The 21,943-nt window shown below is 70.4% G+C and carries 25 protein-coding genes; 7 read left to right on the top strand and 18 right to left on the bottom strand.

Annotation, left to right across the window (positions count from 1 at the left end):
* Positions 1 to 58: 58 nt before the first annotated feature.
* Entirely contained in the window at positions 59 to 1,276 is a 1,218-nt protein-coding gene (locus EPO51_RS26115) for a DNA recombination protein RmuC (RefSeq protein WP_293356863.1), read from the top strand.
* A 58-nt stretch (positions 1,277 to 1,334) separates the two neighbouring features.
* Entirely contained in the window at positions 1,335 to 1,844 is a 510-nt protein-coding gene (gene def / locus EPO51_RS26110; RefSeq protein ID WP_293356861.1) for a peptide deformylase, read from the top strand.
* 33 nt (positions 1,845 to 1,877) lie between these two features.
* On the opposite strand, the gene EPO51_RS26105 is transcribed toward def, so the two are convergent.
* On the bottom strand, positions 1,878 to 2,201 hold the full coding sequence (locus EPO51_RS26105; protein ID WP_293356859.1) for a hypothetical protein: 324 nt from the start codon (positions 2,199 to 2,201) through the stop codon (positions 1,878 to 1,880).
* Between the two features lie 87 nt (positions 2,202 to 2,288).
* Here EPO51_RS26105 and fmt point away from each other — a divergent pair, with 87 nt between their 5' ends.
* The 3 genes from fmt to EPO51_RS26090 all read left to right on the top strand — a co-directional run bounded on the left by fmt (position 2,289) and on the right by EPO51_RS26090 (position 4,858).
* Positions 2,289 to 3,215: a methionyl-tRNA formyltransferase gene (gene fmt, locus EPO51_RS26100; protein ID WP_293356857.1), complete on the top strand. Its 927-nt coding sequence runs from the start codon at positions 2,289 to 2,291 to the stop codon at positions 3,213 to 3,215.
* Complete coding sequence (gene truA / locus EPO51_RS26095; protein ID WP_293356855.1) at positions 3,215 to 3,955, top strand: tRNA pseudouridine(38-40) synthase TruA; 741 nt, start codon at positions 3,215 to 3,217, stop codon at positions 3,953 to 3,955. The genes fmt and truA overlap by 1 nt, the downstream gene beginning before the upstream one ends.
* A gap of 69 nt (positions 3,956 to 4,024) precedes the next feature.
* Positions 4,025 to 4,858, top strand: a complete 834-nt coding sequence (locus EPO51_RS26090) for a TIGR00266 family protein (protein ID WP_293356853.1) — start codon at positions 4,025 to 4,027, stop codon at positions 4,856 to 4,858.
* Here the strand turns inward: EPO51_RS26090 and dapE are convergent.
* A complete protein-coding gene (gene dapE, locus EPO51_RS26085; RefSeq protein WP_293356851.1) occupies positions 4,855 to 5,997 on the bottom strand; it encodes a succinyl-diaminopimelate desuccinylase in 1,143 nt (380 codons plus the stop codon). The genes EPO51_RS26090 and dapE overlap by 4 nt on opposite strands.
* Before the next feature lie 43 nt (positions 5,998 to 6,040).
* Here dapE and EPO51_RS26080 point away from each other — a divergent pair, with 43 nt between their 5' ends.
* Both EPO51_RS26080 and EPO51_RS26075 read left to right on the top strand, forming a co-directional pair.
* The gene (locus tag EPO51_RS26080) at positions 6,041 to 6,502 is read left to right on the top strand and encodes a cupin domain-containing protein (protein ID WP_293356849.1); all 462 of its coding nucleotides are present in this window, start codon (positions 6,041 to 6,043) and stop codon (positions 6,500 to 6,502) included.
* An 85-nt stretch (positions 6,503 to 6,587) separates the two neighbouring features.
* On the top strand, positions 6,588 to 6,881 hold the full coding sequence (locus EPO51_RS26075) for a hypothetical protein (protein WP_293356847.1): 294 nt from the start codon (positions 6,588 to 6,590) through the stop codon (positions 6,879 to 6,881).
* On the opposite strand, the gene dapD is transcribed toward EPO51_RS26075, so the two are convergent.
* From dapD to EPO51_RS25995, 16 genes are all read right to left on the bottom strand, one after another.
* Positions 6,859 to 7,689 carry a 2,3,4,5-tetrahydropyridine-2,6-dicarboxylate N-succinyltransferase gene (dapD, locus tag EPO51_RS26070; protein WP_293356845.1) on the bottom strand — a complete coding sequence of 277 codons (831 nt, stop codon included), beginning with the start codon at positions 7,687 to 7,689 and terminating at the stop codon, positions 6,859 to 6,861. The genes EPO51_RS26075 and dapD overlap by 23 nt on opposite strands.
* On the bottom strand, positions 7,689 to 8,366 hold the full coding sequence (locus EPO51_RS26065; protein WP_293356843.1) for a pyrimidine 5'-nucleotidase: 678 nt from the start codon (positions 8,364 to 8,366) through the stop codon (positions 7,689 to 7,691). The genes dapD and EPO51_RS26065 overlap by 1 nt, the downstream gene beginning before the upstream one ends.
* Positions 8,363 to 9,277, bottom strand: coding sequence for an acetylglutamate kinase (gene argB, locus EPO51_RS26060; RefSeq protein WP_293356841.1), 915 nt, complete (start codon positions 9,275 to 9,277; stop codon positions 8,363 to 8,365). The genes EPO51_RS26065 and argB overlap by 4 nt, the downstream gene beginning before the upstream one ends.
* 104 nt (positions 9,278 to 9,381) lie before the next feature.
* Entirely contained in the window at positions 9,382 to 10,137 is a 756-nt protein-coding gene (locus EPO51_RS26055; protein WP_293356839.1) for a Crp/Fnr family transcriptional regulator, read from the bottom strand.
* Between the two features lie 80 nt (positions 10,138 to 10,217).
* Positions 10,218 to 11,360: an acyl-CoA dehydrogenase family protein gene (locus tag EPO51_RS26050; RefSeq protein ID WP_293356837.1), complete on the bottom strand. Its 1,143-nt coding sequence runs from the start codon at positions 11,358 to 11,360 to the stop codon at positions 10,218 to 10,220.
* Between the two features lie 50 nt (positions 11,361 to 11,410).
* Positions 11,411 to 12,913: a tetratricopeptide repeat protein gene (locus EPO51_RS26045; RefSeq protein WP_293356835.1), complete on the bottom strand. Its 1,503-nt coding sequence runs from the start codon at positions 12,911 to 12,913 to the stop codon at positions 11,411 to 11,413.
* 4 nt (positions 12,914 to 12,917) lie between these two features.
* Entirely contained in the window at positions 12,918 to 13,625 is a 708-nt protein-coding gene (locus EPO51_RS26040) for a glycosyltransferase family protein (RefSeq protein WP_293356833.1), read from the bottom strand.
* A 16-nt stretch (positions 13,626 to 13,641) separates the two neighbouring features.
* Positions 13,642 to 14,292 (bottom strand): ribosome biogenesis GTP-binding protein YihA/YsxC, encoded by a 651-nt coding sequence (yihA, locus tag EPO51_RS26035; protein ID WP_293356831.1) that lies wholly within the window; start codon positions 14,290 to 14,292, stop codon positions 13,642 to 13,644.
* Positions 14,289 to 16,073: a membrane protein insertase YidC gene (gene yidC, locus EPO51_RS26030; RefSeq protein ID WP_293356829.1), complete on the bottom strand. Its 1,785-nt coding sequence runs from the start codon at positions 16,071 to 16,073 to the stop codon at positions 14,289 to 14,291. Before yidC ends, yihA begins: the two co-directional genes overlap by 4 nt.
* A 46-nt stretch (positions 16,074 to 16,119) precedes the next feature.
* Positions 16,120 to 16,488, bottom strand: a complete 369-nt coding sequence (gene rnpA, locus EPO51_RS26025) for a ribonuclease P protein component (protein WP_293356827.1) — start codon at positions 16,486 to 16,488, stop codon at positions 16,120 to 16,122.
* 25 nt (positions 16,489 to 16,513) lie between these two features.
* A complete protein-coding gene (rpmH, locus tag EPO51_RS26020; RefSeq protein ID WP_068877158.1) occupies positions 16,514 to 16,648 on the bottom strand; it encodes a 50S ribosomal protein L34 in 135 nt (44 codons plus the stop codon).
* An 84-nt stretch (positions 16,649 to 16,732) separates the two neighbouring features.
* A complete protein-coding gene (locus EPO51_RS26015; protein ID WP_293356819.1) occupies positions 16,733 to 18,397 on the bottom strand; it encodes an O-linked N-acetylglucosamine transferase, SPINDLY family protein in 1,665 nt (554 codons plus the stop codon).
* 6 nt (positions 18,398 to 18,403) lie between these two features.
* Positions 18,404 to 19,153, bottom strand: a complete 750-nt coding sequence (gene map / locus EPO51_RS26010) for a type I methionyl aminopeptidase (protein ID WP_293356817.1) — start codon at positions 19,151 to 19,153, stop codon at positions 18,404 to 18,406.
* An 8-nt stretch (positions 19,154 to 19,161) separates the two neighbouring features.
* Positions 19,162 to 20,142: an NADPH:quinone oxidoreductase family protein gene (locus tag EPO51_RS26005; RefSeq protein ID WP_293356815.1), complete on the bottom strand. Its 981-nt coding sequence runs from the start codon at positions 20,140 to 20,142 to the stop codon at positions 19,162 to 19,164.
* Positions 20,142 to 21,182 carry an alpha/beta hydrolase gene (locus EPO51_RS26000; protein ID WP_293356813.1) on the bottom strand — a complete coding sequence of 347 codons (1,041 nt, stop codon included), beginning with the start codon at positions 21,180 to 21,182 and terminating at the stop codon, positions 20,142 to 20,144. Before EPO51_RS26000 ends, EPO51_RS26005 begins: the two co-directional genes overlap by 1 nt.
* Positions 21,182 to 21,805 (bottom strand): TetR/AcrR family transcriptional regulator, encoded by a 624-nt coding sequence (locus EPO51_RS25995; protein WP_293356811.1) that lies wholly within the window; start codon positions 21,803 to 21,805, stop codon positions 21,182 to 21,184. The genes EPO51_RS26000 and EPO51_RS25995 overlap by 1 nt, the downstream gene beginning before the upstream one ends.
* Positions 21,806 to 21,943 lie beyond the last annotated feature (138 nt).

Below are 21,943 nucleotides of genomic sequence, written 5' to 3'. Positions count from 1 at the left end.
CGAAGCGCCATTCGCCGCGGCCCTGGCCCCGACTCAGCTAACCCGCTAAGAACACAGCATGAACGGCTTGCTCATCCTTGCGGTCCTCTGCGCGCTGGTCGCCGTGGCCGCCATCGCCTGGGCGCTGCGCGAGCGCGGCCGGGCTTCGCACGCGGAGCTGCGGCTGACCCTGATGGCCGAGCAGGGCGAGATGCTGCGGACCCAGGTCACCCAGTCGGCGACCGGCGTCGCCGAGGAGATCCTGCGCCGCAACGAGGAGGCGGTGCGCAACCGCGAGCAACTGGCCCAGGCCCGCCTGGAGGCGCAGCTCAAGCCGGTGGCCGAGAGCCTGCAGAAGTTCCAGGAGCAGGTGACCGCCGTCGAGAAGCAACGCGCCGAGGAACAGGGCGGCCTGAAGGAACAGATCGCCCAGATGCTGGCCGCCTCGGCCGCGACCCAGGACGAGGCGCGCAAGCTGTCGGCGGCGCTGCGCCGGGGCGCGGGCGTTCAGGGCCGCTGGGGCGAGCAGACCCTGCGCAACGTGCTGGAGGCCGCGGGCCTCTCCGGCCGCTTCGACTTCGACGAGCAGACCTCCACCGACACCGAGGAGGGCCGCCGCCGGCCCGACGTCACCATCCGCCTCCCGGGCGGCGGGCTGTTCGTGATCGACGCCAAGTGCTCGCTGAACGCCTTCCTGGAGCTGCAGGACGCCCAGGACGATTTCAGCCGCGACGCCGCGGGCCTGCGCCACGTGCAGAGCGTGCGCGGCCACATCCAGGGGCTCTCGGCCAAGGCCTATTGGGACCAGTTCGAGAACTCGCCCGACTTCGTGGCCATGTTCGTGCCGCTGGACTCGGCCCTGGCCGCCGCCCTGGACCGCGCGCCGGAGCTGATGAACGACGCCATGGACCGCCGCGTGGTGATCGTCACGCCCACCACCCTGTTCGCGCTGTGCAAGGCGGTGGTCTATGGCTGGCGGGTCGAGGAGCAGGCGGCCAACGCCCAGAAGATCGCCGACCTGGGCAAGGAGCTCTACAAGCGCATCGCGGTGATGGGCGCCCACGCGGGCGGCGTGGGTCGGGCGCTGGAGCAGGCGGTCGGCAAGTACAACCAGTTCGTGGGCTCGCTGGAGACCCAGGTGCTGACCCAGGCCCGCCGGTTCGAGGAGCTGAAGGTCGACCACCAGGGCAAGGACGTGGTCGAGCTCACCCCCGTGGACGTGGCGGTTCGCCCGCTGGCCAAGCTGACCGCCGACGAGACGCCGCCCGTGCGCCTGGCGGCCGGCGGCGAGGCCTGACGCCGCGCCATGCTTCTCCTACCTTGACGCTCAACAATCCGGCCCTTACCTGCCGCTCATGGCCCTTCGTGAGATCCTTGTCGTCCCGCACCCCGTCCTGAAGCAGGTGTCCGCCAACGTGGATGTCGTGGACGACGACCTGCGCGCGCTGATGGATGACATGCTGGAGACGATGTACGACGCGCCCGGCATCGGCCTGGCCGCGATCCAGATCGGCGTGCCCAAGCGCGTGATCGTCATGGACCTTGCCCGCCCGGACGAGGAGCCGCAGCCGCGCTACTACGTGAACCCGGAAATCCTCTGGGCCTCGGAAGAGACCGCCCCTTACGAGGAGGGCTGCCTGTCGGTGCCCGAGATCTTCGACGAGGTCGAGCGGCCGGCGCGGGTGAAATTGCGCTACCTGAACTACCAGGGCGAACAGGTCGAGGAAGACGCCGAGGGCCTCTTCGCGGTCTGCATCCAGCATGAGATGGACCACCTGAACGGCGTCCTCTTCATTGACCACCTGTCGCGGCTGAAGCGCGAGCAGGCGGTGAAGAAGGTCAAGAAGCTGGTGAAGGCGGCCTAGGCGATCATCCCTCCTCCTCAGGGGAGGGAAAAGTCAGTGCTTCTCTTCCGCGTCCTTGCCCTCAGCCTTGGCCATGCCTTCCTTGGCCCCGCTCACCGCGCCCTTGCCGGCTTCCTTCAGGATCGTGCCCGTGTCCTTGGCGGCTTCCTTGAGGCTGTCGCCGGCCTTCTCGACGGCTGGGCTGTTGGCGACGTCCTTGGCGGCCTCGGAGACCTTGTCCCCCACCTCCGCGGCCGAGCGCGACACGTCGGAAGCGGCCTGGTCGACGTTCTGGTCGGTCTTGGCCTGTTCGGCCTTGGTGCAGGCGGCCAGCATCAGGCCGGCGCTCGCCAGGCTGGCAACGATCAACTTGTTCATGGGGAGAGGCTCCATTCCTCGACCCTCATCAACGGCCACGCTTGCCGCGAAGTTCCCTTCCTGAAGCGCGCCCGCTAAGACCCGCCCATGCGTCTCGCCTTCCTTGGCACTCCTGACTTCGCCGTCTCGGCCCTCAGCGCCATCGTCGCGGCGGGCCACGAGATCGCGTGTGTCTATTCCCAGCCCCCGGCGCCGCGCGGCCGCGGACATGAGCTGAAGCCCTCGCCCGTGCAGGCCTTCGCCGAGGCCCACGGCATTGCGGTGCGCACGCCCGTCTCGATGCGCGACCCCGCGGAGATCGAGGCCTTCGCGGCCCTGCGGCTGGACGCCGCCGTGGTGGTCGCGTTCGGGCAGATCCTGCCGGGCGCGGTGCTCGAGGCGCCCCGGCTGGGCTCGTATAACGTCCACGCCTCGCTGTTGCCGCGCTGGCGGGGCGCGGCGCCGATTCAGCGGGCGATCATGGCCGGCGACAAGGTCACCGGGGTGCAGGTGATGCGGATGACCGAGGGGCTGGACGAGGGGCCTGTCCTGGCCACGGCTACCCTGCGCATCGACGCCCTGGAGACCGCCGGGACCCTGCACGACCGGCTGGCCGCGGCGGGGGCGGAGCTGATCGTCCGGACTCTCGCCGACATCGAGGCCGGCCGCGCCGTGGCGACGCCGCAGGCCGAGGTGGGCGTGACCTACGCGAAGAAGATCAATGCGAAGTTCGCCCGCCTGGACTGGACCAGGCCCGGCCCGGTGCTGGACGGCAAGATCCGCGGCATGTCGCCGTCCCCCGGCGCCTGGTTCGAGCTGCCGACCGACAAGGGTCCGGTCCGGGTGAAGGCGCTGCTGTCGGCGTTCGAGGACGAGGCTGGCGAGCCGGGCGTCACCCTGGACGACCGGCTGCTGGTGGCGACCGGCGAGGGCGCCGTGCGGCTGCTCAGGGTGCAGCGCGAGGGCAAGGGCCCACAGGAGGCCGACGTCTTCCTGCGCGGCAATCCCGTGCCGGCCGGGACGAAGCTCGGCTGATGCCCCGCTATCGCCTTCTCGTCGAGTACGACGGCCGGCCGTACCGTGGCTTCCAGCTCCAGGCCGGGCTGCCGTCGGTGCAGGGCTCCCTCGAGAGGGCCGTGAAGGCCTTCTGCGGCGAGGACGTCCGCGTGGGCGCCGCGGGGCGCACCGACACCGGTGTCCACGCCACCGGCCAGGTGGTCCACGTGGACCTCGCCAAGGATTGGCCGGCCGAGACGGTGCGCAACGCCGTGAACGCCCACCTCTATCCCGAACCCATCGCCATCCTGGCCGCCGAGCGGGCGGTCGGCGACTGGCATAGCCGGTTTTCGGCGACGGGGCGGCGTTATCGTTATCGCATCCTGAACCGCCGGGCGCCGCCGGCGCTGGACCAGGGCCGGGTCTGGCACGTGAAGAAGCCGTTGGACGCCGAGGCCATGCACGCGGCCGCCCAGGTGCTGGTGGGCCACCATGACTTCACCACCTTCCGCGACCTGGCCTGTCAGGCGAAATCGCCCGTGAAGACCCTGGACGTGGCCAAGGTGTTCCGCGATGGCGAGGAAGTGATCCTGGAGTTCGCCTCGCGCTCGTTCCTGCACCGCCAGGTCCGCTCGATGACCGGGACCCTGGCCGAGGTGGGCGTGGGCCGCTGGACCAAGGCCGACGTGCAGGCCGCGCTGGACGCCCGCGACCGCAAGGCCTGCGGGCCGGTGGCCCCGGCCGAGGGGCTGTACCTGACGGGCGTGACCTATGACTGACCGGTCTGCGGGCTGGCCCACGACGCGGCGCCGGACGTAGATAGGGGCCGATTCGAGAGGAGCATTTCCATGTCCCAAGGCCCCTGGAGCCACCACAGCCGCAACGCCAGCGTCGCCGACGACATCGACTTCGAGGTCAAGGGCCAGGAGCTGCAGTTCCTGGAGATCGAGCTGGATCCCGGCGAGAGCGCCGTGGCCGAGGCGGGCGCCCTGGTCTGGAAGGACGCGAGCGTCGAGATGACCACGGTGTTCGGCGACGGCTCGGGCGGCGCCGGCGGTGGCTTCATGGGCAAGCTTCTGGGGGCCGGCAAGCGCCTGGTCACCGGTGAGAGCCTGTTCACCACGGTCTTCACCCACCAGGGGCAGGGCAAGGCGCGGGTGGCCTTCGCCTCGCCGACGCCCGGCGCGATCCTGCCGCTGAAGCTGAGCGACGTGGGCGGCACGCTGGTCTGCCAGAAGGACAGTTTCCTGGCCGCGGCCCGCGGGGTCTCCATCGGCATCGCCTTCCAGCGCAAGGTGATGACAGGCTTGTTCGGCGGCGAGGGCTTCATCATGCAGAAGCTGGACGGCGACGGCTGGGTGTTCGTCCAGATGGGCGGCACGATCGTCGAGCGGGAGCTGAAGGCCGGCGAGGAACTGCACGTGGATACCGGCTGCCTGGCCGCCTACACGCCCAGCGTCGACTTCGACCTGATCATGGCCGGCGGGGTGAAGACCGCGCTGTTCGGCGGCGAGGGCCTGTTCTTCGCCCGGCTGCGCGGGCCGGGCAAGGTCTGGATCCAGTCGCTGCCGTTCTCGCGCCTGGCCGGACGGATGATGGCGGCGGCCGGCGGCGGCGGCCAGAACCGCGGCGAGGGCTCGGTGCTGGGCGGCCTGGGCGACCTGATCGGCGGGAACAACTAGGCGAAGTAGCGCTCGATGATCCGGGCGTAGACCCGCTGCAGCGTCCGGATCTCCTCGACGGGCGCGCGCTCGTCCACCTGGTGCATGGTCTTGCCGACCAGGCCCACCTCGATCACCGGGCACAGGGCGCGGATGAAGCGGGCGTCCGAGGTGCCGCCGGAGGTGGAGAGCTCGGGCGGGGCGCCGGTGACGTCGGCCACCGCGGCGGCGACCAGGTCGGTGAACGGGCCCCGCTCGGTCAGGAAGGCCTCGCCGCTGATCTGCGGTGTGACGGTGACCGTGCCCTTGAAGCCCTCGGCGGCCTTCGCGGCTTCGGCGTTGAACCAGTCCGCCAGCGCCTGGCCGGTGTGGTTGGGATTGAAGCGGATGTTGAGCCGCGCGCGGGCCACGCCGGGGATGACGTTGGTGGCTGTGTTGGGCACGTCGATCCAGGTGACCTCGAGGTTCGAGGGCTGGAACTCGGCGTAGCCGTCGTCCAGCTTGCGGCCCTGGAGCGCGGCCAATAGCCGGATCAGCACGGGGGCGGGATTGGCGGCGCGGTGGGGATAGGCCACGTGGCCCTGGATGCCTTCGACCACGATCTCGGCGTTGATCGAGCCGCGGCGGCCCACCTTGACCATGTCGCCGAAGGTCTCGGCCGAGGTGGGTTCGCCCACCACGCAATGGTCGATCACTTCGCCCTCGGCCGCCAGGGCCTCGACCACGAGCTTGGTGCCGTGGGTGGCCACGCCCTCCTCGTCGCCGGTGATCAGGAACGAGATCGAACCGGTGACCTTTCCCGCCGCGATGGCGTCCGCGCAGGCGGCGGCGAAGGCGGCGATGGCGCTCTTCATGTCCACCGAGCCCCGGCCGATCAGCACGCCGTCCACCACGTCCGCGGCGAAGGCGTCCTTGGTCCAGGCGGCGGCGTCGCCCACGGGCACCACGTCGGTGTGGCCGGCGAAGCAGAGGTTGGGCCGGGCGGTCCCGTAGCGGGCGTAGAGGTTCTCGATCTCGCCGAACCTCATCCGGCGGCAGGCGAAGCCCAGGGCCGACAGCATCTGCTCGACGATCGCCATGGCGCCGGCGTCGGCGGGCGTCACCGAGGGGCGGCGGATCAGGTCGCGGGCAAGTTCGACGGCGTCTATGGCGGCGGGCATGTGATCGCCATACCTAGCAATGACGCCAGACGCGAGAGGGACCATGCCCAAGATCGACATCGACGCCCTGGAGCTCCGCTCGGGCTGCAGCTATCCGGATCCATTCAAGCAGATCTGCCTCGGCCCGACGTGGCGCAAGCTGGGCGACGCCGCGGGCCTGACCGACTTTGGGGTCAACCTGGTGCGCCTGACGCCCGGCAAGTGGTCCAGCCAGCGCCACTGGCATACGGTCGAGGACGAGCTCGTCTACATGCTCGAGGGCGAGGTGGTGTGCGTCGAGGACGACGGCGACCACGTGCTGCGGGCGGGCGACTGCGTGGCGTGGAAGGCCGGGGTCGCCAACGGCCACTGCCTGCAGAACCGGAGCGACCGCGACGCCGTCTATCTGGAGATCGGCTCGCGCCGGCCCGAGACCGACGCCTGCGACTATCCCGACATCGACATGGTCGCGAAGCCGGGCGAGAGCTTCTACCGCCATCGCGACGGGACGCCGTATCCGGAGTAGCGCCTCGCGCCCCGGGCGAGCGGCGTTGCGCGGCGTGGCGCCGGGGCGGAGAGTGGCGGCCTCACCCGCAAGAGGCCGACGCGCCATGGCTGTCAGACCGATCCTGCCGATGCTTCTCACGCTCGGTGCGCTGGCGCTATCGGGCTGTGCGTCGGCGAACTACGGCTATGCCTACTGCTACGATCCCTATCGCGGCCCGGTCGGCTATTACACCGGCCGGTTCGATTCCAAGCCGCCCTGCGCGCGGAGCGCCGGGCAGGCAGGTGTCTTCGCGACCCAGGAAGGCGAGGGCCGACGCGGATCCTACGTCAGCGGCCCCTATCCGGGGCCCGTGGCCCCGGCGGCGGCCGACGCGGCTACTCCCGCAGCAGCTCGTTGATCGAGGTCTTGGACCGGGTCCGCTCGTCGACGGTCTTCATGATCACGGCGCAGTAGGTCGACGGCAGGCTCGGGTCGTGGGGATTGGGCCGGTTGCCGGACACCACGACGGAGTAGGGCGGGACCTCGCCGGTGAAGGTCTCGCCGGTGCGGCGGTCGATGATCGGGGTGGTGGCGGTGATGAAGGTGCCCATGGAGAGCACGCTGCCCTCGCGCACGATCACGCCCTCGGCCACCTCGGCGCGGGCGCCGATGAAGCAGTTGTCCTCGATGATGGTCGGGTTGGCCTGCAGCGGCTCCAGCACCCCGCCGATGCCGGCGCCCCCGGAGATATGCACGTTCTTGCCGATCTGGGCGCAGGAGCCGACCGTGGCCCAGGTGTCGACCATGGTCCCCTCGTCGACATAGGCGCCGATGTTCACGAAGGAGGGCGTCATCACCACGTTGCGGCCGACGAAGGCGCCCTTGCGCACCACGCAGCCGGGGACGGCGCGGAAGCCGGCGGCCTCGAAGCGGGCGGCGTCCCAGCCGGTGAACTTCAGGGGGACCTTGTCCCAGTAGGGATGCGGCGCGTCGGCGTCGATCAGCCGGTTCGCGGTCAGGCGGAAGAACAGCAGGATCGCCTGCTTGGCCCACTGATGCGTCACCCAGGTCCCGTCGGCCTGGCGCTCGGCCACGCGGATCTTGCCGGAATCGAGCAGCTCGATGGTCTCGGCGACCGCGTCGCGCACCTGGCCGGTCGTGGAGGTGTTGATCCCGTCGCGCGCCTCCCAGGCCGCCTCGATCACGGGCTTCAGGTCGTCGAACATCAGGCGGCCTCTCTCAGCTTCGCGTCCATCAGGAACGGTGCGAGCTTGTCGGTTCGGTGGTGGATGAAGGGCGCGGTGGACTGGGCGGCGTAGGCCCCCACCAGCACGGTGGTCATGCCGAGGTCGGCGGCGGGCGCCAGGTTGCGTTCGCTATCCTCGAAGAAGGCGGTCGCGGCGGGGTCGATGGCGTGGGCGGCGCCGATCCGGGCGAAAGCTTCCGCGCTGGGCTTGGGCTCGTAGCCGGCCGAGCCGATGTGGAAGACGTCGTCGAACAGGTGGCCGAGGCCCAGGCGCTCCAGCACCCGCTCGGCATGGATGTCGTCGGCGTTGGTGAAGATCAGCCGCCGGCCGGGCAGCCGCTCCAGGGCGGCCAGCAGGTCGGGGTCGTGGGCCAGGGCCTCCAGCGACATGTCGTGGAAGATGGCGTGGAAGTCCCTCGGGTCGACGCCGTGGTTCAGCATCATGCCCTTCAGCGTCAGGCCGTGCTCCGACAGGTAGGACTTCTGGAGCTTGAACGCCTCCTCGCGGGGCAGGCCGGTGACCTTCTCCACGAAGTCGGTCATCCGGTCGACGATCGCGGCCATGAAGCCGGACTCGGCCGGGTAGAGGGTGTTGTCCAAGTCGAACAGCCAGGTGTCGATGTGGCGGAGGTCGGCCCGGAAGAGGTTTGCGCTCATCGGCAGACGAGGGTGCCGGACCCGTGCTCCGTGAACAGCTCCACCAGCATGGCGTGCGGTCGCCGGCCATCCAGGATCACGACGGCCTCCACGCCGGCTTCCACCGCGTCGATGGCGGTCTCGAGCTTGGGGATCATCCCGCCTGTCGCGACCCCATCGGCGATCGCGGCCTTGGCCTCCGCCACGGTGAGCTGGCGGATGAGCTGGCCGTCCTTGTCCAGCACGCCCGCCACGTCGGTCAGCAGCAGCATGCGCTTGGCGTCCAGGGCGCCGGCCATGGCGCCGGCGACCGTGTCGGCGTTGATATTGTAGGTCTGGCCCTCGGCGGAGACGCCGATCGGCGCGATCACCGGAATGTAGTCCTCGTCGGCGCCGATCAGGGCCTCGATCAGGGTGGTGTCGATGGCCTTGGGTTCGCCCACGAAACCCAGGTCGACGATCTGTTCGATCAGGCTGTCCGGGTCCTTGCGGGTCCGGGTGGCCTTCTCGACGGTGATCAGCCGGGCGTCCTTGCCGGACAGGCCCACGCCGCGGACCTTGGCCTCGGCGCCGGCCAGGGTGATCCAGTTGGCGATCTCCTTGTTGATCGCGCCGGAGAGGACCATCTCGGCCACTTCCATGGTGGCGGCGTCGGTGACACGCAGGCCGTCGATGAAGGTCGACTTCACGCCGGCCCGCTCCAGCATGGCCGAGATCTGCGGCCCGCCGCCATGCACCACGACAGGATGGAGCCCGAGCATCTTCAGCAGGACGACGTCGGCGGCGAACAGCTTGGCCACCGACTCCTCGCCCATGGCGTGGCCGCCGTATTTGATGACCACGGTCTCGCGGTCGTAGATCTGGATATAGGGCAGCGCCTCGGCCAGCGTCTTCGCCGTCGCCCAGCCCTGCTCTTCCGTATCCTGGCTCACATCACCGTCCTCGAAACCCGGGCGTCCCGATAGCGGACGGGGGCGCCCCTGTCACTCGGTGAAGCGTTCTCGCCCTTCGCTGGAGCCAGGAGGGGCGAGGCGGCTCAGACGTCCACCTCCGGCAGCAGCCGCGCGAAGTGCTCCTCGACCGCGCGGTAGCACTCGCAGGCGGCGCGCTCGAGGCCGGGGCGGTTCAGGACCTCGACCCGGCCGCGATGGGTGCGGATCAGGCCGCGTTCCTGGAGGACGCCGGTCACGGCGGTGACGGTGGTGCGTTGGACGCCCAGCATCTCGGCCAGCGCTTCCTGGGTCAGGTGGATCATCTTGTCGCCCGCCCGGTCGTGGGTGGCGAGCAGCCAGCGGGCGCAACGCTCCTCGGTGCGGTGCAGGGCGTTGCACGCCACAGACTGCATCATCTGGGCGAGGAGGGCGTCCGCGTACCGCGAGAACAGGTCCCCGAACCGGGGCGAGCCGGTCTTGGCGGCCTCCAGGTGGCTGGTGTTGATGGCCAGGGCGTCGCCGCCGACCTGGACGAGGGCGCGACCGAACGCCGGCTTATGGCCCTCGCTGACGATGCCGCCGACCGCGCCTTCGCGCCCGATGGTGGCCGCCTCGACCTCGCGGCCGTCGCGGGTGACGATCAGCAGGGACGCCATCGTGCGGTGGCAGGGGAAATAGGTGGTGGTGACCTCGTCGCCGGGCTCGAACAGCACCTTGCCGCGCTGCAGGGTCACCAACTCCAGGTGCGGCTCCAGCACGGCGAAATCGCGAGCCGACAGGGCGGCCAGCAGGCGATTGGCGCGGCGGACGGTGGAGCGCGATCCGGCCTCGCGCTCCGGGGCGACAGTGGACGAGTTCATGTGCGCTGGCTCCCTGACTTGACGACAGGAGAACGCCGCACGGCCCCGCTTGTTGCGTCGGGCTTCGGACTTTTGCGTCGCTACAGGGTCCGGGCGACGACTTCCTTCATGATCTCGCTGGTGCCGCCGTAGATCCGCTGCACGCGCGCGTCGCGCCACAGCCGCGCGATCGGATACTCGTTCATGTATCCGGCGCCGCCGTGGAGCTGCAGGGCCGCGTCGCAGACCTCCCATTGCAGCTCCGTGTGGAACAGCTTGGCGGCGGAGCCCTCGGCGGCGGTGAGCTTGCCTTCCAGGTGACGGGCGATGCACCAGTCCAGGTGCGCCCAGCCGGCCTGCATCTTGGCCTTGAGGCCGGCCAGGGTGAAGCGGGTGTTCTGGAAGTCGAACACCGACTGGCCGAACGCCTTGCGCTCCTTGGTGAACTTCACGCCCTCGTCGAAGGCGCGCTGGGCGGCGGCCTGGGCCTGGACGGCGATGCCCAGGCGCTCCTGCGGAAGCTGGCTCATCAGATAGGCGAAGCCCTTGCCTTCCTCGCCCAGGCAGTTGGTCAGAGGCACCCGGACGTCCTCGAAGAACAGCTCCGAGGTGTCGGCCGAGTGCTGGCCGATCTTGTCCAGGTTGCGGCCGCGCTTGAAGCCCTCGCGCGTGGCCTCGACCAGGATGAGCGAGATGCCCTTGGCGCGGGCGTCGGGATCGGTCTTGGCGACGACGATGATCAGGTCGGCGTTCTGGCCGTTGGTGATGTAGGTCTTCGAGCCGTTGACGACGTAGTGGTCGCCGTCCTTCTTCGCGGTGGTGCGCACGGCCTGAAGGTCGGACCCCGTGCCCGGCTCGGTCATGGCGATGGCGGTGATCGCCTCGCCGGAGACCATCTTCGGCAGCCACTCCTGCTTCTGCTCTTCCGAGCCGTAGTTGGCGATGTAGTCAGCGACGATGTCCGACTGCAGCGTGATCCCGGCGCTGGAGCCCGCGTAGAACAGCTCTTCGGAGATCACGGCGTTGTAGCGGAAGTCCAGGCCCAGGCCGCCGTACTCGGCCGGCACGGTGGGGCACAGGATCCCGGCCTCGCCGCAGGCCCGCCAGAAGTCGCGGTCGACGATGCCCTCGGCCTCCCAGCGGTCCAGGTTGGGGATGAGCGCACGGTCGTAGAACTTCCGCACCTGGTCGCGGAACAGGTTCAGCTCCTCGTCGAAGACGGCGCGGGAGTCGGTCTGGATCATGGCGGCCTCTAGGGTTTGTCGGCCAGTTAGCCGGGTGACGCTGCGGATGCCTAGCCGCCGATCGACGCGGAGCCCGGCGAGAGGCCGCGCAGCGCCTCGGCGACCTGGTCGATCACCGGCGCCCAGGCTCCGGGCTCGCCCTGGCGAAACAGGCGTACGGCGCCGTACCAGGGCATGGTCTCGCCGCGGGCCCCGTACCGCCATTCCGGATTGTGCGGGACCAGGGTCAGGCAGGACTTGCCGAGGGCGCCTGCGAGATGGACCAGGGCGGTCTGCACCGAGACCACCACGTCGAGGTTGGCGACGAGACCGGCGAGGTCCTCGAAGTCGTCGATGTCCGCCGGGGGAAAGGCGCGGATCGGCGCGCCGGATCCGGCGACCTCGGCCTCGACCTCGCCGTACTGCAGGCTGACGAACTCGCAGGCGGGCAGGGCGAGCAAGGGCCGCAACTGCTCCAGCGACAGGGACCGCTCGTTGCGCCGCGTGCTGGGCAACCCGCCTCGCCAGGATAGACCGACCCGCAGGCGTCCCGACGCCGGGCCGAGCCGCTGGGCCCAGGCGTCGCGGATCGCCGGGCGCGGCCGCAGGTAGGGCGAGCCCGGGAAATCCGCCTTCCGGGTGCGGAACATCCCGCCCAGGCTGCCCATGGCCAAGACGGCGTCGATCTCGTTGCGGCGGATCTGCGCCGTCAGGGGGCCGTCGAACCGGACCTGATCGAACGAGTTCGCGAACAGCCGCACCAGGCGCGGGTCGCAGACGCAGCTCACTGCGGCCGCCGTGCGGGCGACGTCGGGGATCATGCTGGCGAACATGAGCTGGTCGCCGATCCCCTGCTCGCCCAACAGCAGCACCCGGCGGTCCGCGAGGACTTCGGCGCCGGCCGCGCTGCGGGTCAACTGGCCGGCGATGGCCGGGGTGATGATGCCCCCCGACCGCGTCAGGAAGCGGCGCAGGTCGAGGCGCGCTTCGTAGTCGGTCCAGCCGCCGAAGTCTCCGAGTTGCAGGCGCAGGGCGCCGCGGCGGGATCGCGCGAAGGGGTCGTCGGGCCGCAGCGCAACGGCCCGGTCCAGGGCCTCGAGAGCGGCGCCATACTGCTGAAGCGCCGCTTGCGCGAGGCCGAGCTGGGTCAGCGCCTCGTGATCGTCGGGGCGGGCGGCGAGCACCCGCCCGTAGGCTCCGACGGCCTCCTCGACCTGTCCCGCGCCGGCGAGCGCGGCGCCGCGCAACAACAGCGCCTGGCGATGGTTCTGCTCTCGCGCCAGGACGGCGTCCGCCAAGGCCAGGCCGTCGGCGTGGCGCGACTGCTCCATCAGCAGAACGCCAAGGTTCTTCAACGCCATCGGGTGAGCCGGGCGGGCGACCAGCGCCTCACGGAAGGCCGCCTCCGCCTCGGCGGATCGGCCGAGCGAGAGCAACGCCACGCCCAGATCGACCCGCCCTTCGAAATGCTCCGGCGCGATCTGCAGGAGCCGCCGGAAGGTCTCCGCCGCCTCCGCCGGCCGCTGCTCGCGCAGTTGCCGCAGTCCGGCTGCGTAGAGAGCCGCCCGGTCCATCGGCTCAGGCCGTCGTGGCGTCGCCGATAGGCGGCGCGAGCTTGCCCAGGGCGGCGGTCGCCCGGGCCTCCGCCGCGCGCCATTCATCGGCGTAGTCGCAGTCGGCATAGGCCTCGAAATAGGGGCCGCCGCGGGTGAAGTGGGCGATCCTGGCGTCGGCGTTGAAGTCGTACTCCCCGACCAGCCAGTTCCACTCCAGCGGCAGGGCGCCGACCTGGTCCTCGCCTTCCAGCCAGTGGAACTGGTGGAGCTGGAGCCCCGAGGCCTCGTTGACGTACTGCGGCGTCAGCGCCCGGCAGCGGGCGTTGTTCAGCAGCATGACGCTGGACCAGTTCTTCTTGGCGTAGCGGGTCTGGACGTGATCCAGGAACTTCACCGTGTCGCGGGGCGCATAGTCGTGCTGGGCGACCATGACGGCGTAGCGGTCGTCGGCCAGGGCGAACAGTTCGGCGATGTCGGCGCGGGCCAGCATGTCGCAGTCCATGAACAGCGACCAGCCAGCGTAGCCGGACAGGTAGGGCGTCAGGAACCGCGAGAACGAGAATTCGGTGGACTGGGTCGCGGCCGCCTCGCGCGCGAAGACCCCCTTCAGGTTCGCCAGGTTGACGGGCGTGAACCGGACCGGCCGCGAGCTGCGCTCCAGGATGCTCTGGACCAGGACATGATAGGCCACGACCTCCTGGCGGTCGTAGCCGATGTAGACGTCGAGCACGCCGCCTTGCATGGGCTCAGGTGGCGCAGGCCGCGACGATCTCGGCGCGGAGTTCGGGGATGCCGTCGCCCTTCTCGGCCGAGGTGGCCAGCACCCGCGGAAAGGCCGCCGGGCGCTTGGCGATCTTGCGGAGCGTCTCGGCGGCGGTTTGGGCCACGTCGCGCGGCTTCAGCTTGTCGGCCTTGGTCAGCACGATCTGGTAGGAGACGGCGGCCAGGTCGAAGGCCTCCATGGCCTCGAGGTCCACGTCCTTCAGGCCGTGCCGGCTGTCGATCAGCAGATAGGCGCGCTTCAGGTTCGGCCGGCCACGAAGGTACGCACGGCCCAGGTTCTGGAACTTGTTCTTCTCGCCCCGGCTGACCTTGGCGAAGCCGTAGCCCGGCAGGTCGACCAGCCGCAGCGTCTCGTCGGCCACGAAGAAGTTGATCTCGCGCGTGCGGCCGGGCGCGGTGGAGGCGCGCGCCAGGTGGTTGCGACCGGTGACCGCGTTGATCAGCGACGACTTGCCCACATTGGACCGGCCGGCGAAGGCCACCTCCGGCAGGTCGGCCGGCGGCAGGCCCTCCATGGCCACGGCGCCCATCATGAAGGTGACCGGATGGGCGAAGAAGACCCGGGCCGCCTCCAGCGCTTCGGCGTCGAAGGGGCTGGAGGAGGGCTCGCTCATCCCGCCGCCTTGGCCTTGCCGGTGATCTTGCCGATCAGCTTGTCGATCGGGTTGTCCACCTTGAAACGCCGCATGATCACGTACTGCTGGATGGCCGTCAGGATGTTCGACCACGTGTAGTAGACCAGCAGGCCGATCGCGAACTGCGCCATGATGAAGGTGAACAGCAGCGGCATGAGCTGGAAGATCCGCTGCTGCATCGGGTCGGGCGCCGGGGGGCTCATGGAGGTGGTGAGCCAGGTGGTCGCGCCGTAGAGGATCGGCAGGATGCCGATGTGCAGGCTGGTGGCCAGGATGGCGCCGATGAAGGGCGCCGAGCCCGGATCCCACGGGATCGCCCCGAACAGGTTCCAGATCGTGGTCGGGTCGCGCGCCGACAGGTCCTTGATGTAGCCCACGAACGGCGCGTGGCGCATGTCGATGGCCAGCTGCAGCACCTTGAACAGGGCGAAGAACACCGGGATCTGCAGGAAGATCGGCAGGCAGCCCGCCAGCGGGTTGACCTTCTCGCGCTGGTAGAGGGCCAGAAGCTCCTGCTGCTGCTTGGCGGGGTCGTCCTTGTACTTCTTGCGCAGCTCCTCCATCGCCGGCTGCACCTTCTTCATCTTCGTCATCGACTCGTACTGCTTGTTGGCGAGCGGGAAGAAGATGAGGCGCACGACGACGGTGAGCATCAGGATGGCGACGCCGAAGTTGCCGACGTGCTTGTAGATGTAGGCCAGGAAGTCCGAGACCGGCCGGGTCAGGAACCACAGCATGCCCCAGTCGATGGCCTCGTCCAGGTGGGCGATGCCCAGCTTGGTCTCGTAGTCTTTCAGCATCGGCGCCTGCTTGGCGCCGGCGAAGACGTGCATGGTGTGGGTGATCTGCCGGCCGGCCCCGATGGATTTGGCCTGGCCCACGTAGTTGGCGTCCAGCAGGTTCAGGCCGGGCGCCTTGGTCAGGCGGTACTGGCCCTGGATCTGCTCGTTCTGGGCCGGGATGACCGCGGCCAGCCAGTAGTGGTCGGTGATGCCGATCCAGCCGCCCGTGGCGGTGTAGGTCGGGCTGGTGCCGTCCTTCTGCCACTTGGCGTACTTCAGCGGCCGGCGCTTCTCGATCCAGCCCATGCCGCCTTCATGCACCACGCCGTTCTTGCCCAGCGTCGGGGGAACACCCTGGCGCTGGATCGAGCCGAAGGGGGCCAGCGTCACCGGCTGACCGCCGGTGTTGGCGACGGTGTCGACCACCGTGAACATGTACTTGTCGTCGACCGAGATCACCCGGGTGAAGGTGAGGCCCTGGCCGCTGGCGTAGGTCAGGGTCACCGGCTGGCCGGGCGCGAGGACGGAGCCCTGGGCCAGGGTCCAGACGGTCTGCGGGCCGGGCAGTCCGGCGATGTTCGCGCCGGTCCAGCCCACGTCGGCGAACCAGGCGTACTGGGTGCCCTCGGGGCGCAGCAGTTCGACGGCGGGCGAGTTCTTGTCCAGCGTCTCGCGGTACTTCACGAGATAGAGGTCGTCGATCCGGGCGCCCTTCAGCGACAGCGAACCCTTCAGCGCCGGCGTGGCGATCGGCACCCGTGGCGTGGCGGCCACCGCGGCGTCGCGGGTCACGGCCTGCGGCACGGAGGGCGCGGCGGGGCCATTGACCGTGGCGGTCGCAGCGGCGGGCGCCTGGCGGGCGCGCTCCTCCGCCTGGCGCTTGGCCTGCGGGTCGATCACGAACACCTGGTAGACCAGGAGCAGGAGGGCCGCGCACACGAAGAAGATGATCGTGTTGCGGGTGTTGTCGTCTCTCATGAGCGGGACGCGGGTTTCCGTCGAGGAGGAGAAGGGGCGGGGCCGTCTAGACTTGGGGGGCCGCGCCGTCGGCGGCGAGCCTTATCAGCGCGCTTTTCACATCGTCAAGCAAACGGGCCCAGGGGCGCTTTAGCACGCCCCCGCGGGCGATGATCACATAGTCGACGCCGGGGCTGGCGAATTCGGGCAGGATCGCCCGGGCGGCCTCGCGCATCCGGCGCTTGGCCCGGTTGCGCTGCACGGCGCCGCCGATGCGCTTGGTGGCGGTGAAGCCGACGCGCACCAAGGGCGTCTCGTCGCCGCGGGGCCTGGCCTGAACGACGACGGCCCCCTTCGCGCACGAGGGGGCCTGGGCGCAGGCGAGGAACTCGCTGCGCTTGGTCAATTTCTGGATGAGCGGGGCGGCGTCCGTCACGCGGACACCTCGGGCTAGCCTGAGGCTAGGCGCTCAGGCGCTTGCGGCCCTTGGCGCGGCGGCGCGCCAGGATCTTCTGACCGTTCTTCGTGGACATGCGAAGGCGGAAGCCGTGACGGCGCGCGCGCACGAGGCGGGACGGTTGGAAAGTGCGCTTCACGACGAAAGCTCCGGGGTCGAAAATCGAGCGGCGGTGGATAGTGGATGGGCGGCGGGCTGTCAACCACCGGTCCCAAAAGGGATTTCAGGCGAGAGCCTCCGGCGCCAGGCCAGCCAACCGGCGGGCGTGCATGCGCCGATAGAGGTCCTCCACGGCTCGGGCAAGTTTGGGCGTGTCGAAAAGGGGCGCCGTGTCGCGGGCCTCGGCCGTGCGGGCGCGCAAGCCGGCGAGCCGGTCCGGGTCGTGGGCGAGAGCGATGGCCAGGGCCTCGAACCGGGCCGGGCTGGTGGTGACCAGTTCGGCGAGGCCGCAGGCGAGGAGCAGGCTGGCGGCGACCCGCGCGGCGAAGGTCTCGCCGGCCAGGGTGACCAGCGGCAGGCCGGCCCACAGGGCGTCGCTGGCGGTGGTGTGGGCGTTGTAGGGCCAGCTGTCGAGGAAGAGGTCGGCGTGGGTCAGGCGCTCCAGATGCTGGGCCTGGCCCACCTTGCCGGCGAAGATCAACCGCGCGGCGTCGACGCCCCGCGCGGCGGCCGCGGCGCGCAGGTTGGCGGCGGCGGCCGGCTCGTCCTCAAGCAGCCAGAGCACCGCGCCGGGGACGGCGTCAAGGATACGCATCCAGGTCGAGAACGCGGCCGGCGTGACCTTGTAGAGGGCGTTGAAGCTGCAGAAGACGAAGCGGTCGTCCGGCAGGCCGTGGTCGGCGCGGCTCGTGGTGGGGCCGAGCTCTCGCGTGCGGTCGTTGGGCTGGTAGCTGTGGGGCAGCCAGGCGACGGCCTCGGAGAAATCGCCCCGGCGGTCCGGCGGGATCACCGTCCGGTCGGCGATCACATAGTCCATGAACGGCGCCCCAGTGGTCATCGGGAAGCCCAGCCAGCTCACCTGCACCGGCGCGGGGCGCTCGGCGAAAATCTCGGGGCGGGAATCGGTGGTGAAGCCCTTCAGGTCGACGGCGATGTCGATGCCGAGGCCGCGCGCGAGGTCGCGGACCTGGGACGGTGCCATCCGGCTGACGTCGTAGAACCGCTCGAACGCGCCCTTCAGGCGCCGGCGCATGGGGCCGTCGCTGGCCGGGCCATAGGAGAAGGCGGTGACCTCGAAGGCCCTGCGGTCGTGCAGTTCGAAGAACTCCGCCATCAGGTAGGCGGTGGCGTGCTCGTGGAGGTCGGCGGAGAAGTAGCCGACCCGAAGGCGAGGTCCGGGCGCCGGAGCCGGCGGGGGCAAAGGCGCGGCGGGCGCGAGGCCCGCGGCGTAGAGTTCGGCGCAGCGGCGCTGGCGGGCGGCGGAGATCGGCAGGGCGGCGAGCGGGAAGGGCGCGGCGGCGAGCTGACCCGCGTCGATCCGCGTCTCCAGGTCGGCGACTGCGTCGTCGAAGCCGTCCCAGGCGCAGACCTTCATCTTGGCGTGCAGGCGATAGCCGGCCAGCAGGGGATAGCCTGGGGCGAACGAGAAGGCCACGTCGTAGGCTGTGGCTGCCTCGGCCCACCGGCCGACGCTGGCCAGGGCGTGGCCGAGCCCGGCGCGGGCGTCGGGTGAAGCGGGGTCGAGGGCTGTGGCCGTTTCGTAGGCGGAGAGCGCCTCGCGTCGACGGCCGAGGTAGAGCAGGCTGCGGGCGCGGTTGAAGGCGGCGGGGAAATAGCCGGGCGCGACAGCCAGCGCCTGCTCGTAGATGGCCAGGGCCTCGCCCAGCCGTCCCTGCTTGGAGAGCGCATTCCCTCGCGCGTTGAGCGCGGCGAGGTCCTCGTCGGTCACGGAGGCTCAGTCCGCCAGCGTCATCACCACCGGGCCGTTCCGCGTGGCGACCAGGGTATGCTCGTATTGCACCGTGGGCTCGCCGCCCGGCGGCCGCAGGGTCCAGCCGTCGCCGATCTCCTCGACCCAGTCCGCGCCCAGGGACAGAAACGGCTCCAGGGTGAAGACCAGACCCTCGGTGATCCGGCGGCGCTCTCGCGGTTCGTGCCACGTCGGGATTTCGGTGGGGTCCTCGTGCAGGGAGGCGCCGACGCCGTGGCTGGCGAGGTTCTGGACGAGGCTGTAGCCGTTCCGGCGCGCGAAGGCCTCGATCTGGCGGCCGGGCTCGCCCAGCCCGACGCCGGGGCGCACGGCCCGGATGCCGGTCCACAGCGCCCGGCGGCCGTCGCGGCACAGGCGCTCGACCCGCTTGGTCACCGGCGGCACCGCGAAGCTCGCGCCCGTGTCGCCGAAGAAGCCGTCCAGCTCGGCCGAGACGTCGATGTTGATCAGGTCGCCGGCCTTCACCTGGCGGTCGTCCGGGATGCCGTGGGCCACGTCGGGGCCGACCGAGATGCAGGTGGCGCCCGGGAAGTTGTAGGTCAGCTCCGGCGCGGACTTGGCGCCCTCGGTCTCCAGGACCCGGCGGCCGATCTGGTCCAGCTCGCGGGTGGTGATCCCCGGCTCCAGCGCCTCGCCCATGATCTTCAGCGTCCGCGCCACCAGGCGGCCGGCGGCCCTGAGCTTTTCGAGTTCTTCTTCGCTGCCGATGGTCATGCGGGCTCCTACAAATCCGGCCGGATGATGGTCTTGCCCACCACCTTGCGCTGGGCCAGCGTCTCGAAGGCGTCGCGCCAGGCCTCCAGGGGGTATTCGGCGTCGACGCGGGGCTTCACCAGGCCGTCCTCGGCCAGCTTCCAGATCGCCTCGTTGTTCTCGCGGCCCTTCTCGGGGAACTGGCGGCCGTACTCTCCGGCGCGGACGCCGTGGACGGAGAACCCCTTGATGAGGGCGATGTTCACCGGCAGCACGGGCAGGCGGCCCGAGGTGAAGCCGATGGAGAGGATGCGGCCGCCGAAGGCGATGCAGCGGATCGACTCGTCGAAGACGTCGCCGCCCACGGGGTCGTAGATCACGTCGGCGCCCCGGCCGCCGGTCAGTTCCTTCACCCGTTCGCGGAAGCCCTGGGTGACGTTGACGACGGCGTCGACGTCATACTCACGCTGGATCACCGCCAGCTTCTCGTCGGAGGCCGAGGCGGCGATGACCTTGCAGCCCAGGATCTTGGCGTAGTCGACGGCGGCCAGGCCCACTCCACCCGCCGCGCCATGCACCAGCACCCACTCGCCGGGCTGGGCGTCGGCGGCGCGCTTCAGGGCGACGTAGGCGGTGAGGTAGGCCACCGGATAGCCCGCGGCCTGGGCGAAGCTCAGCCGGTCGGGCTTCCTGCGCAGGGCAGAGGCCGGCAGGATGGCGTACTCCGCGAAGCCGCCCCGGCCGCCGGAGACCACGGGGTCGCCGACCGCGAAGCCGGTGACGCCGCCGCCCAGCTTGTCGACTTCGCCGGCCAGTTCCAGCCCGCCCACGAAGGGCAGGGCCGGCTTGTGCTGGTGCTCGCCGCGGGTCTGCATCAGGTCGGGGAAGTTGACGGCGGCGGCGCGGACCTTGATCCGCACCTCGCCCGGGCCAGGCTCCGGCGTCGGGAGGTCCTTGACGACGCAGCCTGCGTAGTCCGGGAGCAGTTGCTCCACCACCAGGGCTCTCATCAGGCGACGCGCTCCTCGTAGAGCCCCCGCACCAGGCCGGCGATCTCCCGGCAGGCGGCGTCGGCCTGGGGAATCGCGCCGGTGAAGGCCGCGAAGGCGTGGGAGAGGCTATCGTAGCAACGGTACCGCACGGTCACGCCAGCGGCGTTGAGCGCCCGGGCGTAGGCCTCGCCCTGGTCCACCAGTGGGTCGAAGCCGGCGGTGGCGATGACGGCGGGCGCCAGGCCGGCGACATCCTTCTCCCGCAGCGGCGACAGGCGCGCGCCGGCCGGGTCGTCGTCGGGGCCCAGGTAGTGGCCCATGAACCAGTCCATCATCCCGCGGGTGAGGGGGAACGCGTCGGCGTAGGTGGTCATGGACGCGGTCTCGGAGGCCACGTCCGTGCAGGGGTAGACGAGCAGTTGCAGCGCCGGCTGGGGCTCGCCCGACCGCTTCAGGTCCTGGCAGAGGACGGCCGCGAAATTGCCGCCCATGGAATCGCCGCCGATGGCGACGCCGCTGGCGCCGTAGCCGGCGGCACGGTCGCGGGCCCATCGATAGGCGGCCAGCATGTCGTCCAAGCCGGCGGGGAACCGGTGCTCGGGCGCCAGCCTGTAGTCCACGGACAGCACCGGCGCGCGGGTGATGCGCGCCAGCAGGGCGCAGAAGCAGTGGCTGGTCTCCAGCCCGCCGATCACGCCGCCGCCCATGTGGGCCCAGACCATCAGCGGCGCGGCCGCATCCTGGCCGTCGGGACGGTACAGCCGCGCCGGGACCTCGCCGGCCGCGCCGGGGACGCTGATCGGTTCCCAGCGGACGCCAGGCTCCAGGTCGCCGCTGAGGGCGCGCAGAGCCTCGGTCTCGCCGCGACGGGCCTCTTCGGGCGTCAGGCTCTCCATGGCCGGACCCTTGCGGGCCTGGACGGCCAGGAACTGCAGGCGGGGATCGAGGGTCCGGCCGCCCTTGTAGACCACGCCGCCGCCGGCCATCAGGCGCAGGATCGGCGCAGGCAGGGACAGGAGCGTGCGGGCGATGAGGCGCTGCGCGGCGGCAGACGCCATCAGCAGGTCGCCCCGGGCAGCCCCTTCAGACCGTTCAGGATCATCTCGGAGGCGAAATCGGCGGCCTTCGCCGTGTCGATCGGCCGGCGCATCAGCATCTTGTCGCAGACCTCGCGGGCGATGCCGATGCAGGCGGCGGCCATGTATTCAGTGTCGGAGACCGGGCCGCGGCCCTCGTTGATGGCGCTCTCGATGGCGTCCTTCACCTCCGCGAACACGGCGGCCATCTCAGGGGTCTCGCCATGCACGTGGGGCTGCATCTCGCCGGCCGGCCGGCGGGCGGCCCACGAGATGTGCTCGTCGGCCATGAATTCGAAATAGGCCCGGATCGCGTCGCGCACGAAGCTGTCGAGCGGACCGCCGCTGCCGCGCAGGCTCTTCAGGATCGGGGCGAAACGGCGCGCGCCATCGTCGGCGAGGGCGGCGAACACCTCCTCCTTCGAGCGGTAGTAGTTGTAGAAGGTGCCGGCCGCGAGGCCGGTGCGGCGGATGATGTCGCGCACCGTGGCCGCCTCGTAGCCCAGCTCGCCGAACACCTCGCGCGCCGCGTCCAGGATCGCCTGGCGGTTCTGGACCTTGGTCTGCTCCCGCTTGCCGACGGGAAGATAAGCGACCTGCGACATGCGAACCCCAACGCCCCCGGAAAACTTGACGGGTGTCATATTAGAGTCGCCGGGCGTTTACGCAAACGGAAAGGGCCGGCGCAGGTATGGTCCCCTGCGCCGGCCCCGCTACCGAGGCGGGTATGGTCCCCCGCCGCG

This window comes from Phenylobacterium sp., from assembly GCF_004297125.1.
Classification (GTDB): domain Bacteria; phylum Pseudomonadota; class Alphaproteobacteria; order Caulobacterales; family Caulobacteraceae; genus Phenylobacterium.
Note: the sequence above shows the minus strand (reverse complement) of the source record. Positions and strands in the feature narration are given on the sequence as shown.